The organism is Bradyrhizobium sp. Crot121, assembly GCF_059512385.1.
The window spans coordinates 90,274-105,911 of record NZ_JCAMOR010000023.1 but is presented as its reverse complement, the minus strand read 5'-3'; the positions used below and the strand labels follow the sequence as shown (position 1 = coordinate 105,911).

Here is a 15,638-nt window from a genome sequence, read left to right as displayed (position 1 = left end):
GCGCACGCGGCTCTCCCGCGGAAGCGGGCGATAATTCAGGAAACCCGTTCAGCTCGTCTTCGGCTTCGCCAGCCGCTCGGCGGTGTCCTTGATGGTCTTGGCGATCAGCAGAGCCTGCTCCTTGTTGAACGCAAAATCCTGCACGCCTTTGTGCGTCGTCAGCGACAGCACCATGATGTCGGGCTGATGTTCGGGCCAGCCGGTGGCGAAGCCGGTCACGAAATCTGCCGACGTCTTACGGTTTGCCATCAGCGGCACCTATGCCGCGGGAACGAAGGCGGTGACTTCGATCTCGACCTTGGCGCGTTGATCGACCAGGCCGTCGATATAAAGCAGAGTGGACGGCGGGAAATTGCGCCCCAGCGTCTCCTTCCAGGCCGCGCCGATTCCGGCGCCCGCGGCCTCGTATTCAGCACGATTGGTCAGATACCAGGTCAGGCGCACGATGTGCTCAGGCCCGGCGCCGGCTTCACTCAAGAGCTTGATGATCCGCTTCAGTGCAGTGGCGACCTGCGCTGCCATGTCCGGCGCGTAATCGCCCTTCTCATCGCCGCCGGTCTGGCCCGCCAGCACGATCCATTTGCCTGATGCGTCGAAGCTGACGCCGTGCGAGAAGCCGCGGGGTTTCGACCATTCGGCCGGTTGCAAGACATGCATGAATTCATCCTCCCAGAAGCGGGACGATGATTAGCACCTAAGGGGCCATCACGGCAAAGCTGAGGGCCTGCATCGCTGCCTTCTCGGAATTGCGAGTTGCAAATCGCGTGGGCCTCGCCGATACCGATGTTCCCGCCCGTCCCCCTCCTTCTCCGCATCGCCGATGGACCGCACCCCTTCCAAGATCAAGGCCGCGCTGTGGATGGCGGGCTGGCTCACGCTGATGCTGGTGATCGCGATTGCCGGCCGCGAAGCCATGCGGGACATAAACGTGTTTCAGCTCATGGAAGCGCGCTCGATCCTCGGCTTCTTCATGCTGTATCCGCTGATCCACGCGAGTGGCGGATTTTCGATCCTGAAGACCGCGCGCGTGCACATGCACATCGCGCGCAATCTGATCCATTACGGCGCGCAGCTCGGCTGGTTCTTCGCGCTGACGCTGATCCCGATCGGCCAGGTGGTGGCAATCGAATTCACGATGCCGATCTGGACGGCGATCCTCGCGGCGGCCTTTCTCGGCGAGCGCATGACGGTGTGGAAGGTCGCGGCGATCGTGCTCGGCCTGATCGGCGTGATCATCATCGTCCGCCCCGCAGCGGGCGAGGTCAATCCGGGTCAATTGATCGCGCTCGCTGCAGCCGTAGGTTTTGGCATTTCGGTTGCGATGGTGAAGTCGCTGACCCGCACTGAGCAGACGCTGGCGATCATCTTCTGGATGCTGGTCGTGCAGTCGGCCGCAGGCCTGTTGCCGTCGCTTTATGTCTGGATATGGCCGCCAGCGCATGTCTGGGCTTGGGTCGTGCTGATCGCCTTCTGCGGCACTTTCTCACACTATTGCATGGCACGCGCGATGCTCTACGCGGATGCGACAGTTGTGATTCCGATGGACTTCCTCCGGGTGCCACTGACCGCGACCGCGGGCTGGCTGATCTATTCGGAGCAGCTCGACCTGTTCACCGTGCTCGGTGCAGCGCTGATCCTGACTGGCAATCTCTTGAACTTGAAACCGAGCGCGCCGGCTCACGCCCGCGCAGGGACCTGACGATCAACGCGGTTGTGACGTAGATCACGTAGCCGCCGCGCGTTTCATGGCATGCCTTATGGCAACGCGATTCTCTCGTCGACCGCAGCGGTATTTTTATGCTGCGCGAACGGTGGTGTTATCGTGTAGTCTGACACAATGCGATAGAGCAAAGCCTTTTCGATTCTGCTGGGGGATTTCAATGCGCACCCTTACCCTCCTCGCCTCGCTGATCTGCGTGGCGCTGACCGCAACTGCCGCCCGAGCCGACAGACGCGTCGCCTTCGTCGTCGGCAACGGCGCCTACAAGAACGTGACGCCGCTGCCCAATCCGACCATGGACGCCAAGTCGATGGCCAGCGCATTGCGCAATGTCGGCTTCGAAGTGGTCGAGGGCACCAACCTCACCCGCGACAAGATGACCGAGAAGCTGCTCGACTTCGGCAAGAAGGCGCAGGGAGCTGACATCGCGGTGTTCTACTATGCCGGCCACGGCATCGCGATCAGTGGCACCAACTATCTTCTGCCGGTCGATGCCGACATCAAGTCGGAGATGGACGTCAAGCTCGGCTCTGCGATCAACATCGACCTCACGCTCGACCAGACCATGAGCGACGCCAAGGTCAAGCTGGTGTTCCTCGATGCCTGCCGCGACAATCCGTTCGCCGCCAAGATCAAGTCGAACTCGGCGACCCGCAGCGTCAACGTGCAGACCGGCCTTGCCGAAATGAAATCCGGCGAAGGCACGCTGATCGCGTTCGCAACCGGCCCGGGCCAGACCGCGCTCGACGGCCAGGAAGGCGCCAACAGCCCGTTCACGCGCGCGCTGATCGCCAACATCACCCAGCCCGGCGTTGAGATCCAGCAGGCGATGACCAAGGTCCGCGCCCAGGTCAACGAGGAGACCAGCAAGGGCCAGTTGCCCTGGGGCCACACCAACCTGATCGGCTCGGTCTATCTCAACGGCGCGCCGGCGAACAACCCGGCCACCGCGGCGGGCACGCCTGCGGCATCGACTGCGGTTGCGGCCGCGCCGAGCTCGGACGTCGAGCTCGAGTTCTGGCGTTCGATCAAGGACTCCAACAAGACCGAAGAGTTCAACGCCTATCTCTCGAGCTATCCGAACGGGCAGTTCCGTTCGCTCGCGCTCGCCCGCATCGCCGCGCTTGAGAGCGCCGCGGCTCCGAGCACGCAGACGCGTAACCTTACTGCCGGCATCGATCCCGCGACCTTCACCGAGGAAGCAAGCCAGGTCACCGAGGACCAGATCGGCCTCGACAAGGGCCAGCGCCGCGACGTGCAGCGCCGCCTCGACGGGCTCGGCTTCGATGTCAAAGCCACCGGAAAATTCGACGAGCCCACCCGCGCCGTGATCACGCGCTGGCAGGCCGCGCGCGGCTATCCGAAGAGCGGCTACCTCAATAGGCTGCAGCACAAGGCGCTGCTGACCGAGGTCGTGGCGACCACGTCGACGAACTCGAGCGATGAAGAGCGTCCGCGCCGTCGCGCCAGCAGCGGTGGCGGCGGAGGTGGTGGCAGCAGCGCTCCCCCTCCCCCCCCGCCATCACGGCGGTGGCATCGATCCGGGAGCCGCCTTCGTCGGCGGCGTCGTGGGTGGCATGCTGGGCGGCGCGTTCCGTCGCTAACGCCCTTGAAACGTTCAACGAAAAGCCCGGCTCACGCCGGGCTTTTCAGTTTCTGGCGGCTCCTCGTCGGAGCTACTTCCCCGCCGCCTTGCGCAGCGCCTCGTTGATGCGGTCCTGCCAGCCCGGGCCGCCCTCCTGGAACCACTCCAGCACGTCCTGGTCGATGCGCAGCGTAACTTGCTCGCGCACGCCGGGAGCGGCATTCTTCTTGGGCGGCGCTTCGGCCACCTTCGCGGTGGCGCGCTTGAACGCCGCTTCCGCCTCGCTGCGGGCGTCGTTCAGCGTGCGCGGTCGCCTCGGTTGATCGGCCATTGCTAAATCCCCTCAAACAGCGCCGTCGACAGATAGCGCTCGGCGAACGACGGCACCACGGCCAGGATGGTCTTTCCCGCAGCTTCCGGCCGCTTGCCGATCTCAAGCGCCGCGGCGATCGCCGCACCCGAGGAGATGCCGCCGGGAATGCCCTCGTTGCGCGCGAGCGCGCGCGACATCTCGATCGCGGTGGTGCTGTTGACCTTGACGATCTCGTCGATCACGGAGCGATCGAGGATGTCAGGAATGAAACCGGCGCCGATGCCCTGGATCTTGTGCGGCGAATGCTGGCCGCCTGACAGCACCGGGCTTTCTTCGGGCTCGACAGCGACGATGCGCAGCGAGGGCTTGCGCGGCTTCAGGACCTGCCCGACCCCGGTGATGGTCCCGCCGGTGCCGACTCCCGCAACGAAGTAGTCGATGTTCCCGCCGGTATCGTTCCAGATCTCCTCGGCGGTGGTGCGGCGATGGATCTCCGGATTGGCGAGGTTCTTGAACTGCTGCGGCATCACCGCATTCGGCGTCGTGCGCACCAGCTCTTCGGCGGCCGCGATCGAGCCTTTCATGCCCTGCGCTGCCGGCGTCAGCACGAGCTCGGCGCCAAGAAACGCCAGCATCTTGCGGCGCTCGATCGACATCGATTCCGGCATCACCAATTTCAGCCGATAGCCGCGCGAGGCCGCGACGAACGCCAGCGCGATGCCTGTATTGCCCGAGGTCGGCTCGATCAGCACGGTGTCGGCATTGATGATGCCGGCCTTCTCCATCGCGATGATCATCGCCGCGCCGATGCGATCCTTCACGCTCGCCGCCGGATTGAAATATTCCAGCTTGGCGAGGATCGTCGCGTGCGCGCCATGCGCCTGCGGCAACCGGCGCAGGCGGACGATCGGCGTGTTGCCGATCGCGTCCACAATGGAGTCATAGACCAGCCCTCGTCCCGGCCGTTGCACTGCACGCGTAGTTGAAGGCGCATCCATCACGGGGCTCCTGTGCAAAATGTGCCGCGAAAATCGCGGTTCTCGTTAGTTAGGAACAGGGCCCACCGCAGCGCAAGAAGGGAAACGATCGATTAACAAATCGATGCATCGCAACAGCGAAATGTTTCTAAATAGCGATAAACCAACGCATTTGTGTTGCGACAACGTCAAATAAATCGGTGTATAAGTTACCTCCAAGTTAAGCTCCCCACAGATCGCCAGGAGGTCACGATGACAGCAATCGCTGAAATCCCGTCGACCATTGCGGTTCGTCCGAATCCGCGCGGCTGCGATCTGCCGACCTGCCCGGTGTGCGCAGACACCATGATAGCTGCGGAAGCGTCTGCCTATCTGTACGACAGCATCATCAGCTATCTCTGGACCTGCGACACCTGCGGTTACGGTTTCGTGACCAAGCACGCGGTCAAGCGCTTCGTCTGCAACTAAGCCCTATCTGGCGGCGATGTCACCGCGCGCCCAATCGGCGCGCGTTTGGTTTTGGAAGTCCTCAAAACTTCCGCCCGCGATCGCGGCGCGTATGTCCTGCATGAGCTGCTGGTAATAGGCGATGTTGATTTCCGATAGCAGCATCGCACCGAGCGTCTCACCCGATTTCACGAGGTGATGCAGATAGGCGCGCGAATAGCTGCGCGCGGAAGGCCACGCGCTCTCTTCGTCCAGCGGACGCGGATCGTCGGCGTGTCGTGCGTTGCGCAGGTTCACCGGCCCGAACCGGGTGAACGCCACGCCATGACGTCCGTTCCGCGTCGGCATCACGCAGTCGAACATGTCGATGCCGCGCGCCACCGCTTCGAGGATGTCCTCGGGCGTGCCGACGCCCATCAGATAGCGCGGACGATCCGCTGACAGCGCCGGCGCAGTCTCCTCGATCATCGCCAGCATAACGGCCTGCGGCTCGCCGACCGCGAGCCCGCCGATCGCGTAACCATGAAAACCGATCTCGACCAGCGCCTCGGCGCTTTGCCGGCGCAGCTCGGGGAGATCGCCGCCCTGCACGATGCCGAACAGCATGTAGCCGGCGGGTGCAGTCTCGAAGGCGCGCTTGCTGCGCTCGGCCCAGCGCAGCGACAGCCGCATCGCGCGCTCGATATCGTCGCGCTCCGCCGGCAACCGCACGCATTCATCCATCTGCATCGCGATGTCGGAGCCAAGCAATCGCTGCACCTCGATCGAGCGCTCCGGCGACAGCTCGACCTTGGCGCCATCGATATGCGAGCGGAAGGTCACCGCGTTCTCGCTGACCTTGCGCAGCTCCGACAGCGACATCACCTGGAAGCCGCCGGAGTCCGTCAGCATCGGCCCGTTCCAGCCGGTGAACGTCTGCAGCCCGCCGAGGGCTGCGATGCGCTCGGCACCCGGCCGCAGCATCAAATGATAGGTGTTGCCGAGCACGATGTCGGCGCCGGCGTCGCGCACCTCGCGCCAGTGCATGCCCTTCATCGCGCCGGCCGTGCCGACCGGCATGAATGCCGGCGTGCGCACCACGCCATGCGGCGTGGTCAGCCGGCCAGTACGGGCATTGCCGTCAGTTGCGAGCAATTCGAAATGATTGGGAAGGCTCATGCGGCCGCTTATGGCGCGCCAGCGTGGCTCGTTCAACCGCGCCGACGTCGTTTTTCTGCCGCAAAGCCGTTGACGGCGCAAAAACTCTCCCGCATAAGTTCCAACACCATGATGACCGCGACCAAACGCACCACCACGACCAAAAAGCTCTCCGGGGCCTTGGGAGGCGTGCGCGTGTAGTCGGACCGACCGCATCGTCTCAAACCGAAGCCCCGCCTGATGAAGGTCCGGGGCTTTTTTTATTGCCCTACAGCATGATCCGGAAAAGTGGGCACCGGTTTTCCGAAAAGATCATGCTCAAATAAGATGGAGACTTCCGTGAAGAACGATCCCGTAGTTGCCATTGCCGGCGTGACCGGCGCCGTCGGTGCCGAGTTCATCGCCACCATGGACCGGCGCGGCTTCCCCGTGCGCAAGCTGAAGCCGCTGGCGAGCAGCCGTTCGGCGGGCAAGGCCATCGACTTCCGCGGCCAAAAGGTCGTCATCGAGGAGCTCAACGAGCGCTCCTTCGAGGGCGTCGACATCGCCCTGTTCTCGGCCGGCAGCGGCGTCTCGAAGAAGTTCGCGCCGATCGCGGTGAAGGCCGGTGCCATTGTCGTCGACAATTCCTCGGCGTTCCGGATGGACCCGAACGTGCCGCTCGTGATCCCCGAGATCAACGCGTCCCGCATCCGCGAGCACAAGGGCATCATCGCCGTCCCGAACTGCGCCGCGATCACCGCGCTCGTGCCGCTGTGGCCGATCCATCAGAAGAACCGGATCAAGCGCGTGATCATCTCGACCTATCAAGCCGCGAGCGGCGCCGGCGCCGCTGCCATGGAGGAGCTGGTGGAATCGACCCGCGCCAATCTGAACGGACAGGTCTATACGCCGAAGGTGATGCCGCATCCTTACGCATTCAACCTGTTCAACCACAACACCGCCGTCGATCCCGAGACCGGCTACAACGACGAGGAAACCAAGGTCATCAAGGAGACCCGCAAGATCTTCGAGGACGACCGCATCGCAGTCGGCGTCACCTGCGTCCGCGTCCCTGTGCTGCGCGCGCACTGCGAGGCCATCACCTTCGAATGCGAGAAGCCGATCAGCGAGGACCAGGTGCGCGCGCTGCTTGCCGCCGCGCCCGGCGTGCGGATCGTGGACGATCGCGCCGCAAATTACTTCCCGATGCCGATCGATGCCTCCGGCCAGGACGACGTGCTGGTTGGCCGCATCCGCAAGGATCTGAGCGACCCGAGCGGCCATTCGATCTCGATCTTCGTGGCGGCCGACCAGCTCCTGAAGGGCGCAGCGCTGAACGCGGTCCAGATCGCGGAGCTGTTGCCCGAGCGCGTGATGGCATGAGGCCGGCGTCGCCAGCAGATTGGCGATGACGGCTGCACGGAGGCGCGATATAGAGCTGAGGTACATTAGCGCCGAGAGGACGGAACCACTGACGAGGTTAATGGCACGGGCGGCACGGCAGAGCGCTGCGAAATCCCGCGGCGGCCGCCCGACAAAAAGCGCCGCCATCCAGCGCGACCTGCGGCTGATCGAGGTTGCCACCCGGCTTTTTCTGGAGCGCGGCTTCGAGGCGACGTCGATCGACGCCGTCGCTGAAACGGCGCGGGTCAGCAAGCCCACCGTCTACGCCCGCTATCGCGACAAGCGCGGCCTGTTCGAGGCCGTGCTGCGGCGCGAGATTGCGCGCTGGCTCTCTCCGCTCTCGACAGCGGCGGAAATGCAGTGCAGCGATGTTTCCGGCGTTTCCGTCGAGCAAGTTCTCCTCGATCTCGCGCGGCAGATGCTCGATTTGATCAGCGGGCCTGAGCCGGGGGCTCTGGGCCGCATTGTGGCGGCGCAGGCAACCAATTTTCCCGAGCTCGCAAGGCTCGCCGAGGAAGAAGGCTACTTGAAAGCCGTTTCGACGATGACCCGTCTGTTTGATCGTCTGGTCGCCGAGCGAGCGGTCCAAATCGAGGACACGACGATCGCCGCCGAGGTCTACCTCAACATCACCGTCGGCCACACCTTCCGGCAAGCGACCAACGGCATTCCAATTGACCGGAAGGCTGAGGAAAAACGCTTGCGGGCTTCCTTGCGCCTCTTGATGACCGGCATCGGCGGACCTGGCGGTCGGCCGCAGAAATCCGGCGCACGCACCCGCCCGCCCCGCTGACATCTCGACAAGCCATGCCCGACGCCGCGGGCAGCCCCGCGATTTGCGTGGCTCCCCGGCACCCGAGAGCTGTTGACGATAACTAAACGATACCGTACGGTTTCGTTAAGTGAGCCGACGTGTCCGCCGCACCGGACTCGCCCAGTGCTCACGCCGTCGCAGACTTCGATCGGCGCAACCTGTGTCTTCCTGGCCCCCAAGCCGGCTTGCGCTGTTCGGACGGCCGACCCGGACACGGGTCGGCCGTGTCCTTTCGGCGCACGAACGCAACGCGCGATAGTCGTCCGGACCAGCAAGGATCCTCTCATTGGCCCCCGCCCTGTTGCAAAGAAGCGTCCAGCTCATGGCCGTCGGTCTTGCGATCACGGCGCTGTCATGCGCATCGCGAGCCGATGCAGAAGGTCGGGGAACGCCGGAACAGCGCGAGGCCTGCACGCCCGATGTCTTTCGATTCTGCTCCGGTTCCATTCCGAACACCGAAGAGATTGTTTCGTGCCTTCACGCAAATAGGCGGCGGCTGAGCGAAAAATGCCGCGATGTGATCTCGGTTCGGAACTCAAAAATGCCGGATCGAAGTCCCAAATGATGGGAGACGCATGGCTGCGAAACAGATGCTTCGCGCCACGGAGGAGGATCGATGGTGAATCCGCGCACGCTCGCCACGGGCACAGAGTCCAGAACGACACGGCACCTGCTCGTGATCGGTCTGCTGACGCTGCTCGCATCCGCGCCCTCCTTCACTGTCGCCGCACCTTCTGCTCCTGAGGCTTCCTCCGGCCAGGAGCAGGCAACGGAGTCTGACGACAAGGCGGTCGCCCATCAAATTGAGCTGTTCCGGACCGCCCAGGTGTCGCTCAGCCGGGCCATCGAGATCGCCGAGCGGGCGCACGCCGGCGCGAGGACCTCCGATGTCAGCTTCGATGGGGGATCAGGTGCGCCGGTGTACCGGGTCAGGACGTTTCATGACGGCCAGCTCTGGGAACATGCCATCGATGCTGCCACCGGCGAGATCTCGACGGATCGGCTGGTGTCGTCCCTGAAAGAACTCAACGCGGAGGACCGCACCAACATCGCTTCGCTGTCGGGTGTTGACCAGCAGTTGTCGGATGCGGTGCGGGTGGCGGAACGGGCCGCCTCGGGCAAGGCGATCAGCGGAGGCCTGACACGCGAACGCGGCAAGCTGAGCTTCGTGGTCATCATCGTCAGCGGACTGGATCTGAAGCAGGTGATCCTCGAACCGCCCCGCCGCAAGAGCCGTTGACGCTCGGTCTATCGGCCCTTCCCTTCTCCCCTTGTGGGAGAAGGTGGCGCGAAGCGCCGGATGAGGGGTTGTCGCCACGGGCGACGATGCTCGCGGAGACAACCCCTCACCCGAATGAGTCTAATGGGAAGCAGCGGAGCAGCCCTCTCCCACAAGGGGCGAGGGCACATCAACTGGCAGCGCGAACGCATAAAGCTCCTGCGCATCCGACGCTACACAATCTACAGAAACTCGCGTCCCTCGTGCGCGCGAAACAGCAGGCACGCATCGCCATACGAATAGAAGCGATAGCCCGCAGCGATGGCATGCGCATAGGCCTGCTTCATCGTCTCGAGGCCGGAGAAGGCCGACACCAGCATGAACAGGGTCGAGCGTGGCAGATGGAAATTGGTCAGCAGGATATCGACTGCGCGAAAGCGGTGGCCGGGCGTGATGAAGATCGCGGTGTCGCCGGTGAATGGCTGGATCGTGCCATCCTCCCTCGCAGCGCTTTCGAGCAGTCGCAATGAGGTCGTGCCGACCGCGATGATGCGCCCGCCTTTGGCGCGCGCCGCGTTCAGCGCTGCGGCGGTCTCTGCGGAGACGCAGCCCCATTCGGAATGCATCCTGTGCTCGGAGGTGTCGTCCACCTTCACCGGCAGGAATGTCCCTGCCCCGACATGCAGGGTCAGTCTGACAATATCGACCCCGTGGCCACGTAGTGCAGCTTCCAGCGCCGGCGTGAAATGCAGGCCCGCGGTCGGGGCTGCGACCGCGCCCTCATTGGCCGCGAACATGGTCTGGTAGTCGGCGGCGTCCTGATCGTCTGGCGTGCGCTTCGAGGCGATGTAAGGCGGTAGCGGCGGTCTACCGAGATCGGCGATGGCCTGGTCGAGCGCGGGCCCGTGGAAGGAGAATGACAGCGTCACCTCGCCTTCCTGCCCCTTGGCTTCGACCTGCGCATCGAGATGTCCAAGCAGGCAGACCCTGCCCTCATTGCCGAAGCGGACAGTGTCGCCTTCCGCCAATTTCTTCGCCGGCTTCACCAGCGCCTGCCAGCGCGAACCGTCGAGCCGCTTGATCAGCGTCGCCTCGATCTTCGGTTCGGTCTCGCGGCCGATGCGGCGGCCCTTCAATTGCGCCGCGATCACCTTGGTGTCGTTGACCACGAGCTGGTCGCCCGGCTCGAGCCATTGCGGCAGCTCGGCCACGGTGCGGTCGCGCAGCACGCCGTCCCCCTGCACCACCAGCATCCGCGCGGCGTCGCGCGGACTCGCGGGCCGCAGCGCGATCCGTTCAGGCGGGAGGTCGAAGTCAAAGAGGTCGGTGCGCATCTTCTAGCCGTCATTGCCGGGCTTGACCCGGCAATCCATCTCTTAGGAAAAACTCTTCTGAAGAGCGATGGATACCCGGGTCAAGCCCGGGTATGACGATTGAGTGTCAGGCTGTCGCGTCGGCAGCCATCCTTGCCTTGACGATCTTGTCCGGGTTCTGCACCGGCTCGCCGCGCTTGATCTTGTCGACGTTCTCCATGCCCTCGGTGACCTTGCCCCAGACCGTGTACTGGCCGTTGAGGAAGGCGGCGTCGTCGAAGCAGATGAAGAACTGGCTGTCGCCGGAATCCGGGTTGGCGGCGCGCGCCATCGAGGCGGTGCCGCGGACATGCGGCTCCTTGTTGAACTCGGCCTTCAGCTTCTTTCCGGAGCCGCCCGTGCCGGTGCCATGGGGGCAACCGGTCTGGGCCATGAAGCCCTCGATCACGCGGTGGAACACGATGCCGTCGTAAAAGCCCTCGCGCACCAATTCCTTGATGCGGGCGACGTGGTTCGGCGCGAGATCAGGGCGCATCTCGATGGTGACGGGACCCTGGGTGGTCTCGAGGATCAAAGTATTTTCGGTAACAGCCATGCTCGCCTCTCTTTGGCTTCGGGTTGACGTTTGCGGGTTCGGAAAGGGATCGCCATCGGCCGGCCGGCAACCGCGCCGCCCAGTGCATCGGTAAATGGCAACGGCGTGCAACGTTCCAAGGCCTGCATCACGGCGATGCGGTATTGCAACCGGTCATTCTCGCTGGCCTCCGCCGTCTCATAGGTGATCCTGGGACGGCCGAGGATCGCGCCCTGGCGGGTGAAGCTGACGATCACGGTGATGTCGATCGGGTTGGCCTGCGACAGCGGCGGCGGCTTGAAGCAACTGTGCAGCTTTATGAAAAGGTCCTTGAGCGTATCAAGCTTCTCGGGCGCCGGCTGCGCCCGCGCCGTGCAGGCAAGCAGCATCAGCGGCGCTGCAAACCAGAGAAATGGTTTGCCGCGCAGCATCGCCTGAACTCACTTGATGTCGGATGCGACTTGCACCTTCACCATCTTGTCGGGATCGGTTACCGCACCGCTCGGGGAGCCTGCGGGGGCCTTCTTCAACTTGTCGACCACGTCCATGCCGGACACCACTTCGCCGATTACGGTGTATTGGTTGTTCAGGCTCGGGCCGTCCGCGAACATGATGAAGAACTGCGAGTTGGCGCTGTCGACGCTGTCACCCCGCCGAGCCATGCCGACGATGCCGCGCTTGAACGGCACGTTCGAGAATTCCTGCTTCAGGTTCGGGTATTTCGAGCCGCCGGTGCCGTCGAATTTCTGGCCGTCGCCGGTCTGCGCCATGAAGCCGTCGATCACGCGGTGGAACGGCACGTTGTTGTAATAGCCCTCGCGCGCGAGCTGCTTGATGCGCTCGGCATGCTGCGGCGCGATGTCCGTCCTGAGCTTGACGACAATGCGGCCCTTGTTGGTGTCGATCACGATCGCATTGGCCTTGTCCAGATTGGCCGGCAAGGGCTGCGCGACCGCGGGAGCCACACAGAGGAGCGCGGCGAGAACGGCGAGGATTCGGATCATGAAAACTCCGGAACGGATGTCTGAGAAGAGCGCGAGAACTAGCTGGCGAATTTGGCCTTGAGGCGGGCGGCAACGGCTTTGGGCACGAAGTTGGAGACATCGCCGCCCATGCCGGCGATCTGGCGCACCAGGGTCGCCGTAATCGGCCGGACGGCCGGCGAGGCCGGCAGGAAAACGGTATGCACCTCGGGCGCCATGGCTTCGTTCATGCCGGCCATCTGCATCTCGTAGTCCAGGTCGGTGCCGTCCCGCAGGCCCCGGATCAGAATCGTAGCACCGGCGCGTTGCGCCGCGGTAACGACCAGGTCATCGAATGTGATGCAATCGAAGCCGCAGCCGGCTTTGGCGGCGACGGGGCCGAATACCTCCTGCAGCATCACCAGGCGCTCCTCGACCGAAAACAGCGGCTTCTTCCCCGGATGGACGCCGATGGCGACGATCAGGCGGTCGCAGAGGACGACGGCGTGCTTGACCACGTCGAGATGGCCGTTGGTGACCGGGTCAAAGGAGCCGGGATAAAGCGCGGTGCGAGGCATATCCCCCTCTAGCCTGCCCGGGGCTGGCCGGCAAGCCAGCCGGGTTCCCAGGCGGCCCTGAACCCCAATGTTTCATTGATCTGGCGCCGACGAAACAAAATGCCCAGGGAACGAAATCATTTTCGCCTCGGGCGAAGACAGCAGGAAATTGGCGGCCTCTATCACCGCCGCCAACGAAACGACGGGCCGCCAAGGCCCACTCACAGGGAACCGTCATGATCAAGGCACTTTCTGCCGTCGCCGTTGCCGCCTTCATTGCCGCCGCTCTCACCGTTCTTCCAGGCTTTGCACCCCAGGTCGAAGCCAGCGTGCCCCGCCCCCTCGCCAAGGCCGACCGGCTGGATATCCGCCCCCCTGCCAAGGACACCTGCGCGCAGCAGAATTGGCCGAATTTTGATGCCTCCTGCCTCCGCAAGGCCGGCGGCAATGCCGCGGTCCGCGAAGCCCGCCTCGTCACCGCCGATCGCACCCCGTAACCCCGGCCTCCTCCTCCGTAGGAACATAGTGGTAATTTGCGACGTCTCATCGCAGACTGCCGTTTGGTCGCGCCCTTGAGGATGATCCGGTCGGCGCGGTGCAATCGGGGGTCTCGCTGATGTCAAGCACGCCCGCCATCGCCTCAGGCCATCCGCCGAGCCCCCTTCCTCTTGCAACAACCATCGGCGCGCTTGGCGTCGTTTATGGCGATATCGGGACCAGTCCCCTTTATGCATTGAAGGAGGCTGCCAGGGCGGCCGCCCATGGCGGCACGATCGCGCCGAACGCCGTCCTGGGCGTGGTATCGCTGATCCTGTGGGCGCTGATCCTGATCATCTCGATCAAATACGCGCTCCTGATCCTGCGTGCAGACAACCGCGGCGAAGGCGGGATCGTGGCGATATTGGCGCTGCTGCACGCGCGCCATGCCCAGCCGGGCACCTGGCGTGCGCAGCTTCTGGTCGTCGGCCTCATCGGCGCCGCCCTGCTCTACGGCGACGGCGCAATCACCCCGGCGATCTCGGTCTTGAGCGCGATCGAGGGATTAAAGGTGGACGCGCCATCGCTGGCGCCGGCGGTGGTGCCGATCACCATCGTGATTCTGGTTGGCCTGTTCGCGATGCAGAAGCAGGGCACCGGCTTCATCGGCCGGATTTTCGGACCGGTCATGCTCGGCTGGTTCCTTGTTCTCGCGGCGCTCGGCATCCACGGCATCGTCCAGGCGCCGGCGGTGCTCGCGGCACTCAGCCCGTTCTATGCCTTCAATTTCCTGATCCACCAGAATTTCCACATCAGCTTCGCCATCCTCGGCGCAGCTTTTCTCGCGGTCACGGGCGGTGAGGCGATGTACGCCGACATGGGGCACTTTGGGCGGTTTCCGATCCGGCTCGCCTGGTTCGCCGTCTGCCTGCCCGCGCTGGTGCTCAATTATTTCGGGCAGGCCGCGCTGTTGATCACCGATCCGGGCGCGCTGGACCATCCGTTCTTCCAGCTCTCGCCCGACTGGCTGCACTACCCGCTGGTCGCCTTCTCCGCGATCGCCACCGTGATCGCCTCCCAGGCGATCATCTCGGGCGTGTTCTCGCTGACCCAGCAATCGATCCAGCTCGGCTTCCTGCCGCGGATGCACATCCTGCACACCACCAGCGACGCGATCGGCCAGATCTATGTGCCGCTGGTGAACTGGCTGCTCGCCGCCGCGACGCTTGGCGCGGTACTGGGCTTTGGCACTTCGGACGCCCTCGCCGGCGCCTATGGCATCGCGGTGTCCTTGTTGATGGCGATCACCACGCTGCTGGCGGCGCTGGTTGCGATCCAGTGGGGCTACTCGCCGCTGATCGTGCTCGCCGTCAACGGTTTCTTTCTTGTCATCGACCTCATCTTCTTCGCGGCCAACTCGACCAAGCTGCACGAAGGCGGCTGGTTTCCGCTGCTGCTGGCAGGCTTGATCGCATTCCTGATGCTCACCTGGCGCGGCGGCGTAAAGCTGGTCGAGCGTGCCCGTGCAAGACTACGCCAGCCGGAAGAGGATTTGATCGAGACCGCGATCACCAAGTGCCGCGCCAGGCTGCCGGGCACTGCCGTGTTCCTCGCAGCCGCGCCGAGCGGCGTGCCGCTCGCACTGACGCAGTTCGTCAAGCACAACCACGTCCTGCACGAACGCGTTCTTTTGGTCACCGTGCAGATCGAGGAATCCCCGCGCATTTCCGAGGACGACCGCGCCGAGATCATCGACATCATCCCGGGCATCACGCGGGTGATCCTGCACTACGGCTTCATGCAATACCCGACCATCTATGAGGGCCTGCAACTCGCCTGCCGGCAGGGCAAGCTGCCCGGCATCGATCTTTCCGACGTCACCTACTATATCGGCCGCGAGACCATCATCCCGCGCGAGGACGTTCCGGGCATGTGGGTTTGGCGGGAATCAATCTTCGCATTCCTGCAACGCAACGCCGAACGCACTGCGGCGTTCTTCGGCGTGCCGACCGGACAGGTGGTGGAATTCGGGACGGAAATCGAGATCTGACCACCTGACAACAGCCGCCCTGACGTCGCGCGTCGCGACATTGGCTTTCGCTGGAGTTGGTGAAGTCCGTAGCTGTAGCCCGGGTGGAGCGAAGCGCAACCCGGGAT

Annotated in this window: 17 protein-coding genes and 1 pseudogene; 8 read left to right on the top strand and 10 right to left on the bottom strand. The window is 64.0% G+C overall.

The window, feature by feature from the left end:
- Positions 1 to 48: 48 nt before the first annotated feature.
- Positions 49 to 249, bottom strand: coding sequence for a hypothetical protein (locus AC5ZGW_RS21245; protein WP_028165540.1), 201 nt, complete (start codon positions 247 to 249; stop codon positions 49 to 51).
- 9 nt (positions 250 to 258) lie between these two features.
- Positions 259 to 657 carry a RidA family protein gene (locus AC5ZGW_RS21240; protein ID WP_028165541.1) on the bottom strand — a complete coding sequence of 133 codons (399 nt, stop codon included), beginning with the start codon at positions 655 to 657 and terminating at the stop codon, positions 259 to 261.
- 163 nt (positions 658 to 820) lie between these two features.
- Here AC5ZGW_RS21240 and AC5ZGW_RS21235 point away from each other — a divergent pair, with 163 nt between their 5' ends.
- A complete protein-coding gene (locus tag AC5ZGW_RS21235; RefSeq protein WP_130226916.1) occupies positions 821 to 1,699 on the top strand; it encodes a DMT family transporter in 879 nt (292 codons plus the stop codon).
- 181 nt (positions 1,700 to 1,880) lie between these two features.
- A pseudogene (locus tag AC5ZGW_RS21230) lies at positions 1,881 to 3,324 on the top strand (caspase family protein).
- Between the two features lie 72 nt (positions 3,325 to 3,396).
- Here AC5ZGW_RS21230 and AC5ZGW_RS21225 read toward each other — a convergent pair.
- Complete coding sequence (locus AC5ZGW_RS21225; protein ID WP_130226917.1) at positions 3,397 to 3,636, bottom strand: BrnA antitoxin family protein; 240 nt, start codon at positions 3,634 to 3,636, stop codon at positions 3,397 to 3,399.
- 2 nt (positions 3,637 to 3,638) lie between these two features.
- Positions 3,639 to 4,616 carry a cysteine synthase A gene (cysK, locus tag AC5ZGW_RS21220; protein WP_130226918.1) on the bottom strand — a complete coding sequence of 326 codons (978 nt, stop codon included), beginning with the start codon at positions 4,614 to 4,616 and terminating at the stop codon, positions 3,639 to 3,641.
- Between the two features lie 231 nt (positions 4,617 to 4,847).
- Between cysK and AC5ZGW_RS21215 the strand changes: the two genes are divergently transcribed.
- A complete protein-coding gene (locus AC5ZGW_RS21215) occupies positions 4,848 to 5,063 on the top strand; it encodes a hypothetical protein (RefSeq protein ID WP_028165546.1) in 216 nt (71 codons plus the stop codon).
- A 3-nt stretch (positions 5,064 to 5,066) separates the two neighbouring features.
- Here AC5ZGW_RS21215 and tgt read toward each other — a convergent pair whose 3' ends face one another.
- Positions 5,067 to 6,200, bottom strand: a complete 1,134-nt coding sequence (gene tgt, locus AC5ZGW_RS21210) for a tRNA guanosine(34) transglycosylase Tgt (protein WP_130226919.1) — start codon at positions 6,198 to 6,200, stop codon at positions 5,067 to 5,069.
- Between the two features lie 306 nt (positions 6,201 to 6,506).
- Here tgt and AC5ZGW_RS21205 point away from each other — a divergent pair, with 306 nt between their 5' ends.
- From AC5ZGW_RS21205 to AC5ZGW_RS21195, 3 genes are all read left to right on the top strand, one after another.
- The gene (locus AC5ZGW_RS21205) at positions 6,507 to 7,544 is read left to right on the top strand and encodes an aspartate-semialdehyde dehydrogenase (protein ID WP_130226920.1); all 1,038 of its coding nucleotides are present in this window, start codon (positions 6,507 to 6,509) and stop codon (positions 7,542 to 7,544) included.
- Between the two features lie 100 nt (positions 7,545 to 7,644).
- Entirely contained in the window at positions 7,645 to 8,358 is a 714-nt protein-coding gene (locus tag AC5ZGW_RS21200) for a TetR/AcrR family transcriptional regulator (RefSeq protein WP_130226921.1), read from the top strand.
- 637 nt (positions 8,359 to 8,995) lie between these two features.
- Positions 8,996 to 9,619, top strand: a complete 624-nt coding sequence (locus AC5ZGW_RS21195; RefSeq protein ID WP_130226922.1) for a PepSY domain-containing protein — start codon at positions 8,996 to 8,998, stop codon at positions 9,617 to 9,619.
- 221 nt (positions 9,620 to 9,840) lie between these two features.
- Here AC5ZGW_RS21195 and queA read toward each other — a convergent pair whose 3' ends face one another.
- The 5 genes from queA to coaD form a co-directional block, all read right to left on the bottom strand.
- The gene (gene queA / locus AC5ZGW_RS21190; RefSeq protein ID WP_130226923.1) at positions 9,841 to 10,932 is read right to left on the bottom strand and encodes a tRNA preQ1(34) S-adenosylmethionine ribosyltransferase-isomerase QueA; all 1,092 of its coding nucleotides are present in this window, start codon (positions 10,930 to 10,932) and stop codon (positions 9,841 to 9,843) included.
- 106 nt (positions 10,933 to 11,038) lie between these two features.
- Positions 11,039 to 11,506 carry a peptidylprolyl isomerase gene (locus AC5ZGW_RS21185; RefSeq protein ID WP_130226924.1) on the bottom strand — a complete coding sequence of 156 codons (468 nt, stop codon included), beginning with the start codon at positions 11,504 to 11,506 and terminating at the stop codon, positions 11,039 to 11,041.
- Positions 11,482 to 11,916, bottom strand: a complete 435-nt coding sequence (locus AC5ZGW_RS21180) for a UCP034077 family protein (RefSeq protein ID WP_130226925.1) — start codon at positions 11,914 to 11,916, stop codon at positions 11,482 to 11,484. Before AC5ZGW_RS21180 ends, AC5ZGW_RS21185 begins: the two co-directional genes overlap by 25 nt.
- Before the next feature lie 9 nt (positions 11,917 to 11,925).
- On the bottom strand, positions 11,926 to 12,489 hold the full coding sequence (locus AC5ZGW_RS21175; protein WP_028165553.1) for a peptidylprolyl isomerase: 564 nt from the start codon (positions 12,487 to 12,489) through the stop codon (positions 11,926 to 11,928).
- A 38-nt stretch (positions 12,490 to 12,527) separates the two neighbouring features.
- Positions 12,528 to 13,025, bottom strand: a complete 498-nt coding sequence (gene coaD, locus AC5ZGW_RS21170) for a pantetheine-phosphate adenylyltransferase (RefSeq protein WP_130226926.1) — start codon at positions 13,023 to 13,025, stop codon at positions 12,528 to 12,530.
- A gap of 215 nt (positions 13,026 to 13,240) precedes the next feature.
- Between coaD and AC5ZGW_RS21165 the strand changes: the two genes are divergently transcribed.
- Entirely contained in the window at positions 13,241 to 13,501 is a 261-nt protein-coding gene (locus AC5ZGW_RS21165) for a hypothetical protein (RefSeq protein ID WP_130226927.1), read from the top strand.
- A 119-nt stretch (positions 13,502 to 13,620) separates the two neighbouring features.
- Positions 13,621 to 15,531: a potassium transporter Kup gene (locus AC5ZGW_RS21160; protein ID WP_035690748.1), complete on the top strand. Its 1,911-nt coding sequence runs from the start codon at positions 13,621 to 13,623 to the stop codon at positions 15,529 to 15,531.
- Positions 15,532 to 15,638 lie beyond the last annotated feature (107 nt).